Genomic DNA, 15,663 nt, shown 5'->3' on the forward strand with positions numbered 1-15,663 from the left:
GCGTCTCCGAGATCGGCCTGCCGGAAGGTCTCCTGTCACGGTGTCGGGATCCATACCCGCATTGCGTGCGGGCCGCGGTTGGCCCAGGCGTAGTACGGGATGAGGGTGATCGGGACAGGCCGCGTCGGCGCGGCCGGGCCGCCGTACGGCCGGTAGGGCGCGCCGGCCGGTCCTGCCGCCACCGCCCCCGTCGCGCGCAGCACGGTCACCCCGTCGAGCAGGTCCGGCCGGTGCTCGGGTCGCAGCGGTGCCACCGGGTCGATGCGGAGGTCCTCCAGAGTGACGCCGGCCGGCTGGTCGGGCTGCTCGATCGCGTAGACCAGCGGGCCGCGGGCGGCCGCGACGCAGCCACGGGTGGCGTCCAGCCTCTCGTCGGCCACCAGCAGGCGCGCCGGCATGGGCAGCTCCAGCACCACCCGATCGCCGGCCTGGAACATCCGCCGCAGCCGGGCGTACCCGCCGGCCGCCACCGGCCTCCCGTCCACCGTGGCCCCGTCGGCCCACTCCGGTACCCGCAGCGCCAGCTCCACGTCCCGCGACGGCGCCTCCCGTACGGAAACGGTCACTCGGCCGTCCCACGGGTAGTCCGTCTCGACGTCCACGGTGAGATCGCCGGTGCGCAGCGTGCTCGGGGCGTACAGGTGCACCTGCAGGCCGTTGTCGGTCCCGGTCGCCAGGTACGCGGGGAGGCTCGCGAGGGTGCGCATCACGTTGGGCGGGCAGCAGGCACAGTTGAACCAGGGACGCCGGCCGTGCGCCGGGGATCGCTGGACGTCGGCCCGCGCGCCGGTACGCCGGTGCAGCGTGTTCACGTAGAAGTAGTCCGCGCCGTCCAGTGACACCCCGGGCAGCACCGCGTTGTACAGCAGCAGCTCCACCTGGTCGGCGTATCCGGCGTCGCCGGTGGCCAGCAGCAGCCGCCATGCCCACTGCAGCGTCCCGATCGCGGCGCACGTCTCCGCGTACGCCCGGTCGGGCGGCAGCTCGTGCGCGTCGCCGAACGCCTCGCCGTCCCACCGGGAGCCGACGGCACCGGTGACGTGCTGCTTCTGCCGGCGCAACGCCTCGTACTGCCGGCGTACCGCGGCGAGCAGGTCGGCGTCGCCGGTCTCGATGGCGACGTCGGTGGCGCCCGCGGCGAAGTAGACGGCGCGTACCGCGTGCCCCTCCGGCGCCACCGCCTCGCGTACCGGCACCCGGTCGGCGTAGTGGGCCGGGTCGGCGTAGTGGGACGGATCGAAGCCGGGTTTGGTCGCGTTCCCGTGCCCGCGCGCGTCCACGAAGTGCCGGGCCAGGTCCAGGTACCGCCGCGCACCGGTCTGCCGGTACAGCTCGACGAGGCCCATCTCGACCACCGGGTGCCCGTCCAGCTCGCCGCGCCTGCCGGGTCCGAACGTCTCGGCGAGGTGGTCGGCGAACCGGACGGCGACCTCCAGCAACCCGGTCTCGCCGGTCGCGCGGGCCGCCGCCACGGCCGCCTGGAACAGGTGGCCGGCGCAGTAGTGCTCGTGGCTCATCCAGAGCCGCGCGTACCGTTCCTCGCCGCGCACCTGGATGCCGGAGTTGAGGTAGCCGTCCGCGCACTGCGCGGCGGCGACCGTACGGGTGAGCTCGGCCGGCAGCCCGCCGTCCGGGCTGCGCGCGTGCTCCCAGGCCACCGCCTCCAGCCACTTGTACACGTCGGAGTCACGGAAGGTGCCGCCCAGCGCGTCGCCCGTCTCCTCTCCGGCCGCGATCCGCAGGTTGCCGATGTTGCCGGCGGTGACGAGACGCTCATGGCCGAGCGGGATCGCGGCCCGGTTGGCGGCGACCCGCCGCGCCCAGAACCCACCGGTCAGGCGGCTCGCGGAGAGCGGCAGCGGGCGCAGTGCGACCGTCGCCGTCGCGCTGGGAACGACGGGGCCGCCGTCCGCCGGGGTCGACGTCATCGCGGGGCCTGGCGGCGGAACCGGACGGCGTCGGCGATCACCGCGCCGTCGGCCTTGTCGCTGAGCTCGACGTATCCGTCGATGCCTCCGCGGAACGGGAAGACGCCGAGCGACACCCATTCACCGGTCCGGACATCCGGTACGCCGTGCGCCTTCTGGTCGACGGCGACCGAGGTGGTGCCGTCGGCGTGGTGCACGACGTACGTGGCGTTGGTCGCCCGGTTCTTGTCGGCCGAATAGGAGGCCAGGACCTCGTAGCGGTCGTCGCCGGGGATCGCCGGCCGGAACCGCGCGACGCTGGTGCCGTCGCCGGGATCGTGCGCCAGGTAGTTGTAGCCGTAGTACCCGGCGCTCCCCCTGCTGCTCTTCCACGTCCCGGTGGTGTCGAAGCCGAGTCCGCCGTTGTCGACCGTGACCTCCTCGCGGACGTCCGCCGGATGGGGCGCCTCGATGAGGCCGAGCTCGTCGAGCGATATCGCCGTACCGCCGCCCCGGCCGGGGCCGGCCAGCGTGAAGCGGATGGTGTGCCGGCCGGGTCGCAGGCGCAGCCGGTCCAGCAGGACGACGTCGTAGCCGTCGCCCCGGAACGCCGTGAGGTCGATCGCGTGGGTGCGCGGCGTCTTCCCGTCCACGGTCACCGCGACGACGCCGCCGTCCGCCGACCGGTAGTGGCGCAGCCAGAGCTCGTACTCGCCGGCCCGGCCGCAGACGAACGGGTACTCGATGAAGTCGCCCGCCTTGCCGGGGGTGAAGGCGGCGCGGGCGCCGCCGTGGGCGGACGGGTCCCGGACCACGGTCACCGTGCCGCCGGAGCGCCGGGCGCGGGCCGCGGTGTGGCCGAGGTCGTGGGTCTTCGCGGTGAGCCGGGGACCGGTGGCGAGACTGTCCCGGCCCTGCGTGAGCCACTCCAGGTTGAACAGGGCGACGGCCACCCGCTGCGGGCTGCCGTCGAGGTCGCCGTCGCAGCCGTACAGCAGCACGATGGTGCCGTCGGACAGGCGTGCGAGGTCGGAGTAGAAGGCCCGCAGCGGGCTGATGGAGCGGCTGTACCGGAACGAGTCGCCGTCGTCGTAGCTCACCGAGACGGTCATGTTCCACCGCATCGGCGCGTCGGGTCGGCTGAACAGCAGCCGGTTCACTCCCCGGCTGTGCGGGCCGCCGGTGTACCGGGTGAGGCTCTGGTCGACGCCGTTGAAGAGCCCCGCGCTGAAGTCCATCGTCGGCGGTGACCAGGTCAGGCCGCCGTCCGCGCTGACCGCGATGCCGCGCGGCCAGTCGTTCCCCGAACCCGGCCGGCTGTTGATGAGGACCGTTCCGTCCGCGCGCTGGACCAGCCTGGCCTCCCCCAGCGTGGGGTAGCCCGGGTCGTCCATCGGCACCTCGCCGCCGGCGTGCCAGGTGCGGCCGTGGTCGTCGCTGTAGATGGTGGAGACGCCGTAATGGCGGTCGGTCGTGGGAACGCCGGTGATGACGGTCCGGTGCGAACAGCTGAGCAGCAGCCGCCCCGAGTCGAGCTGGATGCCGTGGCCCGGCCCCGGCCCGTGCATCTTCCAGTTGTACGGGAAGTGGTCGAAGAGCCCGTCCAGGCTGCGCCGCTCGCTCCAGGTGGCGCCGCCGTCCTTGCTGGAGATGACGTACACCGTGCTCGAGTCGGCGGAGCAGCTGGTGTTCCCCGGCAGCTGTGCACAGAGGTTGTGGAACAGGAACACCTCTCCGGTGACGCGGTCGACGACGAACGTCGGGTTGGCCCAGATCTGGCCGTCCGTCGAGACCTCCACGGCCTGCGAGGGGTTCCAGGTCCGTCCGCGGTCGGTGCTGCGGCGGATGAGCAGGTCGTGCGGGCCGGCGTCGCACACCTCGTGGCGGCCTTCGGTGCAGGCGATGACGGTGTCGTCGGGCAGCACGGCCAGGGCGTGCACGTGGTAGCTGGCCAGCGGCCCGACGGCCGAGTCCCACAGCGTGGTCTCGGTGAAGAACGGCGCGGCTGCCCGGCCCTTGTCGGCGGCCCGCGCGGGGGTGGGCAGGGCGAGCGCGGCGGCACCGGCCGCGAGCCCGAAGGTGAACTGCCGTCGCTTCATACGACTCTCCTTGCCGGGGGTGGGTCAGCTCGACTGCGGGACGGGTCGGTGCACCAGGTCGTCGACGCCGGCCAGCGCGGTGCGCAGCGCGGTCAGCTCGGTCTCGGTACAGGGCAGGAACGGCTCCCCCGCGTGCGGCGGGCACAGGCCCAGCAGGTGCAGCGCGGTCTTCATCACGACGATGCCGCTGGCCCCCGGACGGACCGAGAAGAGATCGGCGAGCCGGCCGACGTCGTGCTGCAGCCGGTCCGCTTCGGCGTGGTCGACGTCGCGCTGGAGCCGGTCCGCCTCGGTGTGGTCGCCGGCGCGGGCCAGCCGGAACAGGTCGGTGCAGAGGGCCGGCGCGAGCATGCCGACGCCCGGCACCAGCCCGGCGGCGCCCTGCCGCAGGCCTTCGGCCAGCCGCCGTTCCGCGCCCTGGGCCACGCCGAAGTCGGCCCTCTCCCGGGTCAGGTCGCAGAACCCGCCGAACAGCGCGGGGTCCCCGGAGCTGTCCTTCAGCCCGACGATCTCCGGCTGGTCGAGGAGCCGGCGGACCAGGGGCACGGTGAGCGGGTTCCCGGTGTAGCCAGGGCTGTTGTAGATGACGACCGGCCGGCCGTGGGCGGCGGCCGCGCGGAAGTGGGCGAGCAGCTCCCGCTCGGTATGCCGGAAGTAGAACGGAGCGAGCACGACCACGGCGTCCAGGTCGAGGCCGGCGAGCACTTCGATGCGCCGCAGCGTCTCTCGCGTTCCCGTCCCGGCCGCGGTGACCATGATCCGGGCGGACGCCCCGCCGATCTCGCCCCACATCGCCGCCACCTCCGCCGCGTACGACCGGACGGCGTCCGCGGGCAGCAGCGGGCCCTCGCCGTTGGTGCCGGCCAGCATCAGGGTGGTGACACCGCCGGCCGCGAGGTGCGCCAGCAGCGGCCGGACGGCCGGTGCGTCGGGTCGCCCGCGCTCGTCCAGCGCGGTGACGAGCGGGATGGTCACCCCGGAGACCGGGTGACCGGTGTGGTCGGCGACGTCGGGCATGGCACCCACCCCTCGGGCGAAAGTTGCCCGGACGCTACCCCGCATCCGGGCGGGGGCGCCAGGTGCTAATCGGTATTAATTGATCGAAGCGCTTCCGCCGCGATTCATCTGTAGTCAGGCATTGACAAGCTCTGATGCCGGATCAAAGCTATGCGTCCAGTGCTAGGGCGCATTAGCAGGAGGCAGCGATGAGCCGCGGATCCGCGAGAAGGCCGACCCAGGCCGACATCGCGCGCCTCGCCGGCGTGAGCCAGGCGACCGTCTCGCTGGTGCTCAACGAGCGCGACACGGAGGTCCGGATCAGCCCGGCGACCCGCGAGCGGGTCCTGGCGGTCATGCGCGAGTGGGGTTACGTCGCCAACGCCTCGGCACGGTCGCTCGCCGGCGGCAGTAACAAGATCATCGGCGTCCACACGTTCGAGCCGGTCTTCCCGACCACCAGCGTCGACTTCTACTTCCCGTTCCTGCTCGGCATGGAGCAGGAGGCCGCCGAGCTCGGGTTCGACCTGCTGCTGTTCACCAGCGTCGGCGGCGAGCGCCAGATCTTCCGGGACGGGGCGACCCGCCTGGCGCTGGCGGACGGCGCGCTGCTGCTCGGCCGGGACCCGAACGTCGCGGAGATCGAACGGCTGCGCGACTCCGGTTTCCCGTTCGTCTACGTCGGGCACCGGGAGGTCTCCGGCGCACCGATTTCCTACGTCGCGGCCGACTACGCCAGCGCGACCCGGCAGCTCACCGAGCGGCTGTTCGAGCTGGGGCACGAGCGCGTGGCGTACGCGCGGCTCGGCGACGGCGACGCGCAGCCGAGCCGGGACCGGGAGAAGGGATACCGGCGGGCGATGCCGGCCGGCGCGGCCCGGCGGCTCGCGGGTCCGGTGTGGGGGCTGGAGTCGGTGGACGAGGTGGAGGGTCTGCTCACGGAGATCCTGCAGGGCCGCGTCACGGGCGTCGTGGCGGAGCAGCATCTGCTCGCCGAGGAGCTCCTGGCGTGCGCCGAGCGGCGCGGCCTGTCCGTCCCGGAGGACCTGAGCATCGTCGTGCTCGGCGACTCCACCGGCACACGTGGCACCGACGTGTCCTGGACGGGCCTCGAGGTCCCCCGCGAGCAGATGGGCCGGCAGGCGACCCGCCTGCTGGTGCGGCTGCTGGAGGAACCCGAGACCGCCGACCTCAGCGAGAGCGTCGAGTGCCCGCTCCTCCCGGGCACGACCGCGGGCCCGCCCCCCGCGGATCCGAACCGACGGCAGGCCCGCTGAAGGCCCCGAGAGACCGGAGTGTCGCCATGTCCAAGCCCGTGCCCGCCGACTGGAACACCTGGGACGTCCAGTACCACACCGCGGCGGCTCACCTGCCGTCCGGGATCCGGGTCCGCGTCGGGATCGGGACCCCCGACGGCCGGATCGTCGACGACTTCACCTGGCGGCGCGGCCTGGAACGGCTCGGCCACCACACCGTCGACGGCGAGTACGCCGAGGTGACCGTACGGTCCGGCGAGGCGCTGCTGCGGCTGGTGTTCACCAACCCGCGCCCGGACGTGCTGTGCGGCCTCGCCGAGCTGCTCGAGCCGGTGCCCGCGGGCCACTCCGTGCACCTCATCGTCGACCGTCTGCCGGGGGCGCCCGGCGCTCGCCCGGACGTGCCCACGGGCGGCGACCGGCTGGACGTCGCGGTGGGGCAGCGGCAGTGGAAGGTCGCGCTGTCCGCCCCGGTCACCGTCGAGTCCGGCGACGACGCCGTACGGCTGAGCCTCCCCCAGGGCGCGACCGCGTGCCGGTTCGTCTGGGCCCTGTCCGGCGACCCCGGCGCCGACCTGGCGCACGACTTCGACGCCGCGCGGGAGCGGGCCGAGCGCGTGGCGATCGGCGGTTCGGGCTGGCTCGGCAGGTCCGCCGAGGGCTACCAGCGAGCGCTGACCTGGAACACCATCATCCGGACCGACCTGGCCCGGGTCATCGTGCCCACCTCCCGCGACTTCGTCAGCCAGGCCAGGGGCGGCTTCTACGGCACGTGGGCCCTGCACTGCTGGGACACCTTCTTCTGCGGCCTGACCGCGACGTGGATCGACCACGACTACGCGCGCGGAATCTACGACCAGATGTTCGAGCAGGTCACCGCGGACGGTTTCCTGCCCAACCGGGTGTCCGACGAGCGAGGGCGCACGGACGACCGGTCGCAGCCGCCGGTCGGCGCGTACACGGTCCTCAAGTCGTACCTGAGCACCGGGCTGTCCGACGAGACCCGCGACCGGAGGCTGCTGACCGACGCCTACCCCACGCTGCTGGGCTGGCACGACTGGTGGCCGCGCGCCCGCCGCGGCCCGCACGGCGTGCTCGCCTGGGGATCCGACCCGACGGACGACCCCAAGTCGGCCACCGTGGACAGCACGCGCCGGGAGTCCGGCCTGGACGACTCGCCGATGTACGACGACATCCAGTACGACCCGGTCACCCACACCATGGACCTGGCCGACGTGGGGCTCAACGCGCTGCACGCGGCGGACGGCGCGGCGCTGGCGCTGATCGCGGACCGGCTGGGCGACGCGGAGACCGCCGCGCGGCTGCGCGCCGAGGTCGCCGAGACGGCCCGACGGCTCGACGAGGTCTTCTGGGACGAGTCCGCCGGTCACTACCGCAACCGCCGCGCCGACGGCACCTTCGACGTGCACCTCGCGCCGACCATGCTGTACCCGCTGCTGGCCGAGGTCCCCGACGCGGACCGGGCGCGGCGGATGGTGGAGACGCTGCTGGCACCCGACCTGCTCGGCGGGTCGCCGCCGCTGCCCAGCGTCTCGCGCTCCGACCCCGGCTACAACCGGTTCTACTGCCGCGGCCGGATCTGGGGCCCGCACGCGTTCCTCGTCGTCGAGGGGCTGCGCAGGTACGACCTCGACGCCGAGGTCGACCGGATCGTCGACGAGCTGCTGGCCATCTTCCGCCTGGAGTGGGAAGAGCACAGCCACGTTCATGAGAACTACTTCTCCAGCCCGGACGAGGACATCCACCCGTTCGAGGCCCGCTCGGACTACCTGCTGAGCTGGGGGAACCTCCTGGCGTACCTGGCGATGCAGCAGCTGGCCGATCCCAGACCGGGCGGCTGGCGGTTCGCCCATCCGGGCCGGACGGCCGAGCTGACCAACCTCAACCTCCGCGAGGGCCGGCTCAGCGTCGCCGCCGGCGACCGGCTGCGGGTCACCCTGGACGACGCGGTCCTGGTGGACGCGCCGGCCGGCACCGTCGTCGAGGACTACGAGCGCACGGCGGAGACCGTACGCGCGACGGTCCGCCGCACCGGCTCGGACCCGGTCGTCTTCGGTGTGCCGGCCGCCGCGGAGGGCTCGGTCACCGTCCGGGTCGACGGCGCGGACGCGGCGCCCTCCCCCGTGACCGGCGGTACGGTCACCGTCGCGCTCCCCGACGGTGCCGGCCGGCGAGCGGTGACCATCACGGCGGATCCGGCAGCGCGGAGGCCGTCGTGATCCGCGTCATCGTCAAGCGGCTGCTCATCGGCGTGCTGGTGATGTGGGGCGCGTCCTCGCTCATCTTCCTCATCGTGCGCGTCGCCCCGGGCGACCCGGCATCGATCATGGCGGGGCCGGACGCAAGCCATGAGCAGACGGTCGCGATGACCGCGAAGCTCGGCCTCGACCGGTCGCTGTTCGCGCAGTACGTCGACTACCTCGGCGACGTACTGCGGCTGCACTTCGGCGACTCGTACCGGTTCGGCCGGCCGGCGATGGCGGAGGTGTTCGAGCGCCTGCCGGCGACCGCCGAGCTGATGCTCGCCTCCACCCTCATCGCCGTCGTCGTCGGAATCACCCTGGGGCTGCTCGCCGGCGGCCGGCAGGGCGGCGTCGTCGACCGGACGATCTCCGCGTTCACGATCGCGCTGCAGTCCTTCCCGACGTTCTGGGTCGGCATCATGCTCATCCTGCTTCTCGCGCTGACGCTGCGCCTGCTGCCCAGCGCGGGTTCCGGCACCCCCGCCCACCTCGTCCTGCCGGCGGTCACGCTGGCGCTGCCGTTCACCGCCACCGTCGCGCGCCTAACGCGGACCAGCGTCGCGGAGGCGATGCGCGAGCCGTACATCCAGACGGCCCGCTCCAAGGGCCTGACCGAAGGGCAGGTGCTGGTCGGCCATGCGCTGCGCAACTCGCTCATCCCGGTGGTCACGATCGTCGGGCTGCACATGGGCGGCCTGATGGGCGGCGCGGTCGTGGTGGAGAACGTCTTCGCCTGGCCCGGCCTGGGCACGCTGGTGGTGGACGCGGTCTCCAACCGCGACTACCAGGTGGTGCAGGCGGCCACCTTCCTGATCGCCGGCATCGTCATGGTGTTCAACCTCGCCGCCGACCTCCTCTACTCCCAGCTCGATCCGCGGATCCGGCTGGAGGGCACGTCATGACGGCGGCCGTCGAGCTCCGGCCGCGCGCCGAACTGCGGACCCGGCGGAGGACGGCCGGGCGGTGGCTGCGCCGCGTCCCGTACGCCGTGGTCGCGCTGTACGCCCTGGTCGCCGTGGTCGGCCCGGAGCTGATCGACTACAACCCGGTGCACGCCTCTCTCGACGATCGCCTGCTCGGCCCGGGATCGCATCTCTCCTCGGGCGGGACGGCCTGGTTCGGCACCGACGGTCTCGGCCGCGACGTCCTCGCCCAAGTCGTCTACGGCGCCCGCACCTCAATGATCATCGGTGTCTGCACGGTCGCCGTCTCCTGCGTCATCGGCGTCGCCGTCGGCACCGTCGCCGGCTACTTCCGCGGCCGGCTCGACACGTTCCTCGCCCGTGGCATCGACATCGTGGCCGCCTTCCCGGCGATCCTGCTGACGATCGTGATCGCGGGCGCGTTCGAGCGCAGCGTCACGGTGGTGGTGATCGCGCTCTCCGCCACCCCCTGGATCTCCTTCGCGCGCGTCACCCGCAGCGTCGCGCTCTCCCTGCGGGAACGGGCCTGGGTCGACGCGGCCCGTGTCCTCGGCGTACGGCGGACGTCCATCCTCCTGCGGCACATCGTCCCGTTCACGGCCGGCCCGGTCATCGCCATGGCGACGCTGGAGTTCGCGCTCGTCGTCCTGGCCGAGGCCGGCCTCAGCTTCCTCGGCATCGGCCTGCCCAACTCCACGGTGTCGTGGGGGCAGACCATCGCCGACGGAAAGCAGTACCTCGCCACCGCCTGGTGGATCTCCGCGCTCCCCGGCATCGCCCTGTCGCTGCTGATCATCAACATCGGGATCCTCGGCGACCAGCTCACCGCCCGGCACGGGCGCGGACACCTCAGGTGACACGCCCACGTCAGTCCCCCGCCCCCGTCACTCAGCCGTCCCTCAGAAGACCTTCTTCGCGGAAGACAGGAAGACGCCGATGACCAGATCACCAGCCTCTGGCACGACCGCGGTGGCCGTGCTCGCCACCGTCACCGTGGCGCTCACCGGATGTTCCGCCGCGACGGGCGGCGGCTCTTCGGGCTCCGGTTCCGGCGAGATCGTCGTCGCCGGCACGTACCCGATCGAGAGCCTGGACCCGAACGGCGCCGTGGGCGGCGGCACCGGGACCCAGCTGGCCGCCAAGGCGATCTACAGCCGGCTGGTGCGGCCGCGCGCGGACGGCACGCTCGAAGGTGACCTCGCCACCGCGTGGAAGCCGGACACGACCGCCTCGACGTGGACGTTCACCTTGCGCCAGGGCGCGAAGTTCAGCGACGGCAAGGACGTGACGGCCGACGCCGTCGTCGCCTCCTTCAAGCGGCTCCTCGAGATCAAGGGCACGAACGCGGCCAACTTCACCGGTGACACGATGACCGCCGCCTCGCCGAACGAGGTGGTCCTGAAGACGGCGAAGCCGGACGCCGCGGTCCCGTACAAGCTCGCCGTCTTCTACGTGCTGCCGGCGAGCGTCACGGGCGCGGACACGGCGTTCTTCCAGCACCCGGTCGGCTCCGGGCCGTTCAAGGTCGAGAAGTTCGACTCGGCCGGGACGCTCACCCTCGTGCCCAACGCGGGCTACTACGGCGGCGCTCCGAAGGCCAAGCGGGTCACCGTCCGCAAGATGCCCGAGCTCGCGGCCCGGCTGACCGCCCTGCGCACCGGCGAGGCGGACCTCGTGTGGGGCATCCCCGACGACCAGCTGCCGCAGCTGGAGAGCGACACCAACCTCAAGATCCAGACGGTGCCGAGCACCGCCGTCTTCACCATGTGGTTCAACTCGTCCGCGCCCGCGCTGCGGAACGCCGCGGTACGGCGGGCGCTGTGGCAGGCGGTCGACTTCAACACGATCATCAAGCGGCTGTACCCGAAGACGGGCACCCCGGCCGACGCCCCGGTGTCACCCGTGACCCTCGGCTATGCGCCCCAGACGCCGGTGAAGTACGACCCGGCCGCGGCGAAGGCGGCGCTGAGCGCGGCGGGGTTCGACTTCTCCACCAAGCTCCGGCTCCAGTTCGCCAACGCCGAGTTCCGCCAGTTCAACCAGGCGGTCGTCTCCGACCTGCAGAAGATCGGCGTCAAGGTCGACCTGCTGGAGAAGGAGCAGGCGGTCTTCACCAAGGACCTACTGGCGCTGAACTGGGACATCAACTTCCAGCAGCTGTCGAACCCCACCTTCGACGCGGCGAACACGCTCGGCCGGCTCTACACCTGCGCGGCCAAGCGCAACGGCTACTGCAACCCGAAGCTCGACAAGCTGCTCGCCGATGCCGGGGCGACCCCGGACAAGAACGAGCGCGTCCGGCTGTACGGCGAGGCCAGCAAGATCATTTGGGGGGACGCGGTCGGCATGTACCCGATGGCGGTCAAGTTCGCCTACGCCTGGAACCACCGCGTCTCGGGCGTCACGCCGGACCCGAACGGGCTGCCCGACTTCTCCCACATGCAGGTCAGCGGCTCGTGATCAGGACACGAGTCCCGGCGGCCGGGACGACGCCCGCGCCATCGAGCGAGCAGCTCCTGCGGGTGGACGGGCTGGCCGTCGACCTTCCCGCACACGGCGGTACGGTCCGCGTCGTCGACGGGGTGTCCTTCGACGTCCCGCCGGCGACGACGGTCGGGCTCATCGGTGAGTCGGGCAGCGGCAAGACGATGACCGCGAACGCGATCATCGGCCTGCTCCCCGAGGGCGCGACGACCGGCGGGGAACTCCGGTGGCGGGGCGACGACCTGCTCCGGCTGGACCGCGCCCGGCGCCGCCGGCTGCGCGGCCACGAGATCGCGATGATCTTCCAGGACCCGCTGGCGGCCCTGAACCCGACGCAGACGATCGGCCGGCAGGTGGGCGAGATCCTGCGCCGGGCCGGGCAGCGCCGCGACGAGGTCCGCCGGCGGGTCGTCGAACTGCTCGACCGCGCGGGGGTGCCGGAGCCGGCCCAGAGGATCGGCGCCTACCCGCACGAGTTCTCCGGCGGCATGCGGCAGCGCGCCATGATCGCCCTGGCTCTCGCGGGCAGCCCGGCGCTGCTGCTCGCCGACGAGCCCACCACCGCGCTGGACGTGACCGTGCAGGCGCGCATCCTGCGCCTGCTGCGCTCCATCCAGCAGGACGAGGGCCTGGCGATGCTGCTCGTCAGCCACGACCTGCGGGTCGTGGCGCACACCGCCCACCAGGTCGTCGTCATGTACGCCGGGCGGGTCGCCGAACGCGGGCCGACCGCCTCCGTCCTGGCCCGGCCCGCCCATCCGTACACCCGCGCGCTGGTCCAGAGCGTGCCCGCGGTACGGACCCGGACCGCGCTGGCGCACCCGCTCCCGGGCACCCCGGCGACGCCGGCGAACCGGCCCGCGGGATGCGCCTTCCACCCCCGTTGCCCGCTGGCGCGCGACCGCTGCCGCACCGAGCAGCCCGTACCGCGGCCGATCGCGCCCGACCGGTGGACGGCGTGCCACTTCGCCGAGGAGGTGCCGGAAACATGAGCGAGCGGAGCGAGCGAATCGAAAGCACAGCGCGCCCGGTCACTCCTCCGACGCCGGGAGGTCGGCCGGGGCCGGGAGGTCGGTCGGGGCCGGGAGGTCGGTCGGGGCCGGTTGGTCGGGAAGAACAGGTTGGTCGGGCGAGGAAGGAGGCCGTATGAGCGAGCCGACTTTGCTCGAGGTGCGCGACCTGCGCGTCAGCTTCGGCCGGCGCGCACGGCTGCGGGCGTGGGCCGGCAAGGCGCCCGGAGAGGTGGTCGCGGTCGGGGGCGTGAGCCTCACCGTGGCGGCCGACGAGATCGTGGGCCTGGTCGGCGAGTCCGGGTCGGGGAAGACCACCGTGGCGCGTACCGTCGTCGGCCTCGTCCGTCCCGACGCCGGAGCCGTCCTGCTCGACGGGAGGCCGCTGGGGCCGGTCGGCCGGCGGACCGCGGCGCAGCAGCGCGCCGTTCAGATGGTGTTCCAGGACCCCCGGTCGTCCCTCAACCCCCGGATGACCGTGGCGGCGATCATCGGCGAGGCGTGGCGTGCCCACCCGGATGCCGCGCCGTCCGGCGACCGGGCGGACGCGCTGAACCGCCTGCTCGACGACGTGGGACTGGACGCGGGCATCGCCCGGCACCGGGCCGGCGAACTGTCCGGAGGGCAGTGCCAGCGCGTCAGCATCGCCCGCGCGCTCGCCGTCGAGCCCCGGCTGCTCGTCTGCGACGAGGCCGTCTCCGCGCTCGACGTGTCCGTCCAGGCGCAGATCCTCCGCCTCCTGGTCGACCTGCGCCGGCGCCGTCACCTGTCGATGCTGTTCATCTCCCACGACCTCGGCGTCGTCCACCAGATCGCGGACCGGATCGCGGTCATGCGCCGCGGCGTCCTGGTGGAGGAAGGGCCGGCCACCGACGTCCTCGGCGACCCGCAGCACGAGTACACCCGGAGCCTGCTCGACGCGGCCCTCGAGCTGAACACCTCGCACGACGACAGCGCGGAGGCGACCGTGAGCGGCTCATGACGGCCTCCCCCGTCCGAGGTACAGCGCATACAGAGAGGCGACAAGTGAATCCTGAGCCGGCGACATCGGCCGAGGTGCTCATCGTGGGCGGCGGACTGGGCGGCGTCGCGGCGGCGCTCGCGGCGCTGCGGCGCGGCCGGTCCGTCCTGATGACCGAGGAGACGGAGTGGGTCGGTGGCCAGCTGACCAGCCAGGGGGTTCCGCCCGACGAACACCCGTGGATCGAGCAGTTCGGCTGCACGCGCAGCTATCGCGCGCTGCGGGAGGCGATCCGCGCCTACTACCGCACGTGGTATCCGCTCACCGAGGAGGCACTGAGCCGGCCGGACCTCAACCCGGGCGAGGGCCGGGTGAGCCGGCTCTGCCACGAGCCCCGGGTCGCCGCGGCCGTCCTGGACGCCATGCTCGCGCCGTACATCGCCACCGAGCGGCTGCGGGTGCTCTACGGCCACCGGCCGGTCGCCGCCGCCGTGGACGGGGACCGGATCACCGGTGTCACCGTCGCCGATCCGTCGGGGCGCACCCGTGAGCTCACGGCCCCGTTCGTCATCGACGCGACCGAACTCGGCGACCTGCTCCCGCTCGCCGGCGCCGAGCACGTGACCGGCTTCGAGTCCCGGCGGCGGACCGGCGAGCCCAGCGCGCCGGAGGAGGACCAGCCCGCGAACATGCAGGCGTTCTCGTGGGTCTTCGCCGTCGACCACCGGCCCGGCGAGGACCACACGATCGACCGGCCCGCCGGCTACTCCGCATGGGCCCGCTACCAGCCGCCCGGGTGGCCGAACCCGCTGATCAGCCTGACCGCCCCCGACCCCCGCACGCTGGAGACCGTCCCGCGCACCTTCGTCCCCAACGTCGATTCCGGACCGGTCGTCGCCGACCAGAGCAAGGACCCCGGTGACAAGGACCTGTGGGTGTTCCGGCGGATCCTCTCCCGCCGGGTGCTGCGCCCGGGGTTCGCCGAGAGCGACGTCACCGTGGTGAACTGGCCGATGATCGACTACATGGTGGGTCCGATCATCGGGACCAGCGAGGAGGAGCGGGCCAAGCACCTGGACGGTGCCCGGGAACTCAGCCTCAGCATGCTCTACTGGCTGCAGACCGAGGCGCCGCGCCCCGACGGCGGCACCGGGTGGCCGGGGCTCCGGCCGCACGGGGGCGCGATGGGGACCGGCGACGGCCTGGCGAAGGCGCCGTACATCCGCGAGTCCCGCAGGATCGAGGCCAGGCGCACGGTCGTCGAGCAGGACCTGTCCCTCGCCGTCCGTGGAGCGCACGGCGCCGTGCGGTACCCGGACTCGGTCGGCATCGGCATGTACCGCATCGACCTGCACCCGTCGACCGGCGGCGACACCTACATCGACGTCGCCAGCTGTCCCTTCCAGATCCCGCTGGGCGCGCTCATCCCGGTACGGCTGCGCAACCTGCTGTCGGCCTCGAAGAACATCGGGACGACGCACATCACGAACGGCTGCTATCGGCTGCACCCGGTCGAGTGGAACGTCGGCGAGGTCGCGGGCGCACTCGCCGCGCACTGCCTGGCGAACCACCTCGAGCCGGAACAGGTGCACGCGACCGAACGCCTGCTCCAGGACTTCCAGGACGACCTGGTACGCGACGGAGTCGAGCTCGCCTGGCCGGAGATCAAGGGCTACTAGGGGGTGTCCGGTGGATCTTGTTCGTAGCGAGCGGTGTCCAGAGTGTGCCTCGCAAGGCGGAGGAGGGAGGCAGCCTGGTGTTGG

General features: G+C 72.8%; 11 protein-coding genes. 8 read left to right on the forward strand and 3 right to left on the reverse strand.

Features of this window, described 5'->3' with window-relative positions; genetic code table 11:
* Window positions 1-35 precede the first annotated feature (35 nt).
* The 3 genes from ABEA24_RS43200 to ABEA24_RS43210 are packed head-to-tail and all read right to left on the reverse strand — an operon-like array spanning window position 36 to window position 5,023.
* On the reverse strand, window positions 36-1,928 hold the full coding sequence (locus ABEA24_RS43200) for a glycoside hydrolase family 127 protein (RefSeq protein WP_345439675.1): 1,893 nt from the start codon (window positions 1,926-1,928) through the stop codon (window positions 36-38).
* A complete protein-coding gene (locus tag ABEA24_RS43205) occupies window positions 1,925-4,006 on the reverse strand; it encodes a golvesin C-terminal-like domain-containing protein (protein WP_345439677.1) in 2,082 nt (693 codons plus the stop codon). The genes ABEA24_RS43200 and ABEA24_RS43205 overlap by 4 nt, the downstream gene beginning before the upstream one ends.
* Before the next feature lie 24 nt (window positions 4,007-4,030).
* Window positions 4,031-5,023, reverse strand: a complete 993-nt coding sequence (locus tag ABEA24_RS43210) for a dihydrodipicolinate synthase family protein (RefSeq protein WP_345439679.1) — start codon at window positions 5,021-5,023, stop codon at window positions 4,031-4,033.
* A 188-nt stretch (window positions 5,024-5,211) separates the two neighbouring features.
* On the opposite strand from ABEA24_RS43210, the gene ABEA24_RS43215 reads away from it, so the two are divergent.
* The 8 genes from ABEA24_RS43215 (at window position 5,212) to ABEA24_RS43250 (ending at window position 15,579) form a co-directional block, all read left to right on the forward strand.
* Window positions 5,212-6,279 carry a LacI family DNA-binding transcriptional regulator gene (locus ABEA24_RS43215; RefSeq protein WP_345439681.1) on the forward strand — a complete coding sequence of 356 codons (1,068 nt, stop codon included), beginning with the start codon at window positions 5,212-5,214 and terminating at the stop codon, window positions 6,277-6,279.
* A gap of 26 nt (window positions 6,280-6,305) precedes the next feature.
* Entirely contained in the window at window positions 6,306-8,498 is a 2,193-nt protein-coding gene (locus ABEA24_RS43220) for an amylo-alpha-1,6-glucosidase (protein ID WP_345439683.1), read from the forward strand.
* Entirely contained in the window at window positions 8,495-9,424 is a 930-nt protein-coding gene (locus tag ABEA24_RS43225; protein WP_345439685.1) for an ABC transporter permease, read from the forward strand. Before ABEA24_RS43220 ends, ABEA24_RS43225 begins: the two co-directional genes overlap by 4 nt.
* Complete coding sequence (locus tag ABEA24_RS43230; protein ID WP_345439687.1) at window positions 9,421-10,302, forward strand: ABC transporter permease; 882 nt, start codon at window positions 9,421-9,423, stop codon at window positions 10,300-10,302. The genes ABEA24_RS43225 and ABEA24_RS43230 overlap by 4 nt, the downstream gene beginning before the upstream one ends.
* 79 nt (window positions 10,303-10,381) lie before the next feature.
* The gene (locus tag ABEA24_RS43235; RefSeq protein ID WP_345439689.1) at window positions 10,382-11,905 is read left to right on the forward strand and encodes an ABC transporter substrate-binding protein; all 1,524 of its coding nucleotides are present in this window, start codon (window positions 10,382-10,384) and stop codon (window positions 11,903-11,905) included.
* A complete protein-coding gene (locus ABEA24_RS43240; RefSeq protein ID WP_345439691.1) occupies window positions 11,902-12,921 on the forward strand; it encodes an ABC transporter ATP-binding protein in 1,020 nt (339 codons plus the stop codon). The genes ABEA24_RS43235 and ABEA24_RS43240 overlap by 4 nt, the downstream gene beginning before the upstream one ends.
* Window positions 12,922-13,075: 154 nt before the next feature.
* The gene (locus ABEA24_RS43245; RefSeq protein WP_345439693.1) at window positions 13,076-13,921 is read left to right on the forward strand and encodes an ABC transporter ATP-binding protein; all 846 of its coding nucleotides are present in this window, start codon (window positions 13,076-13,078) and stop codon (window positions 13,919-13,921) included.
* 44 nt (window positions 13,922-13,965) lie between these two features.
* Window positions 13,966-15,579: an FAD-dependent oxidoreductase gene (locus ABEA24_RS43250; RefSeq protein WP_345439695.1), complete on the forward strand. Its 1,614-nt coding sequence runs from the start codon at window positions 13,966-13,968 to the stop codon at window positions 15,577-15,579.
* Window positions 15,580-15,663: the final 84 nt, after the last annotated feature.

The organism is Actinoallomurus vinaceus (assembly GCF_039542055.1).
Classification (GTDB): domain Bacteria; phylum Actinomycetota; class Actinomycetes; order Streptosporangiales; family Streptosporangiaceae; genus Actinoallomurus; species Actinoallomurus vinaceus.

Bases quoted from the DNA above. Each gene is read 5' to 3' on its own strand.
- ABEA24_RS43215 (WP_345439681.1), top strand. From the start codon at position 5,212: ATGAGCCGCGGATCCGCGAGAAGGCCGACCCAGGCCGACATCGCGCGC.
- ABEA24_RS43230 (WP_345439687.1), top strand. From the start codon at position 9,421: ATGACGGCGGCCGTCGAGCTCCGGCCGCGCGCCGAACTGCGGACCCGG.
- ABEA24_RS43235 (WP_345439689.1), top strand. From the start codon at position 10,382: ATGACCAGATCACCAGCCTCTGGCACGACCGCGGTGGCCGTGCTCGCC.
- ABEA24_RS43200 (WP_345439675.1), bottom strand. From the start codon at position 1,928: ATGACGTCGACCCCGGCGGACGGCGGCCCCGTCGTTCCCAGCGCGACG.
- ABEA24_RS43220 (WP_345439683.1), top strand. From the start codon at position 6,306: ATGTCCAAGCCCGTGCCCGCCGACTGGAACACCTGGGACGTCCAGTAC.
- ABEA24_RS43210 (WP_345439679.1), bottom strand. From the start codon at position 5,023: ATGCCCGACGTCGCCGACCACACCGGTCACCCGGTCTCCGGGGTGACC.
- ABEA24_RS43205 (WP_345439677.1), bottom strand. From the start codon at position 4,006: ATGAAGCGACGGCAGTTCACCTTCGGGCTCGCGGCCGGTGCCGCCGCG.
- ABEA24_RS43245 (WP_345439693.1), top strand. From the start codon at position 13,076: ATGAGCGAGCCGACTTTGCTCGAGGTGCGCGACCTGCGCGTCAGCTTC.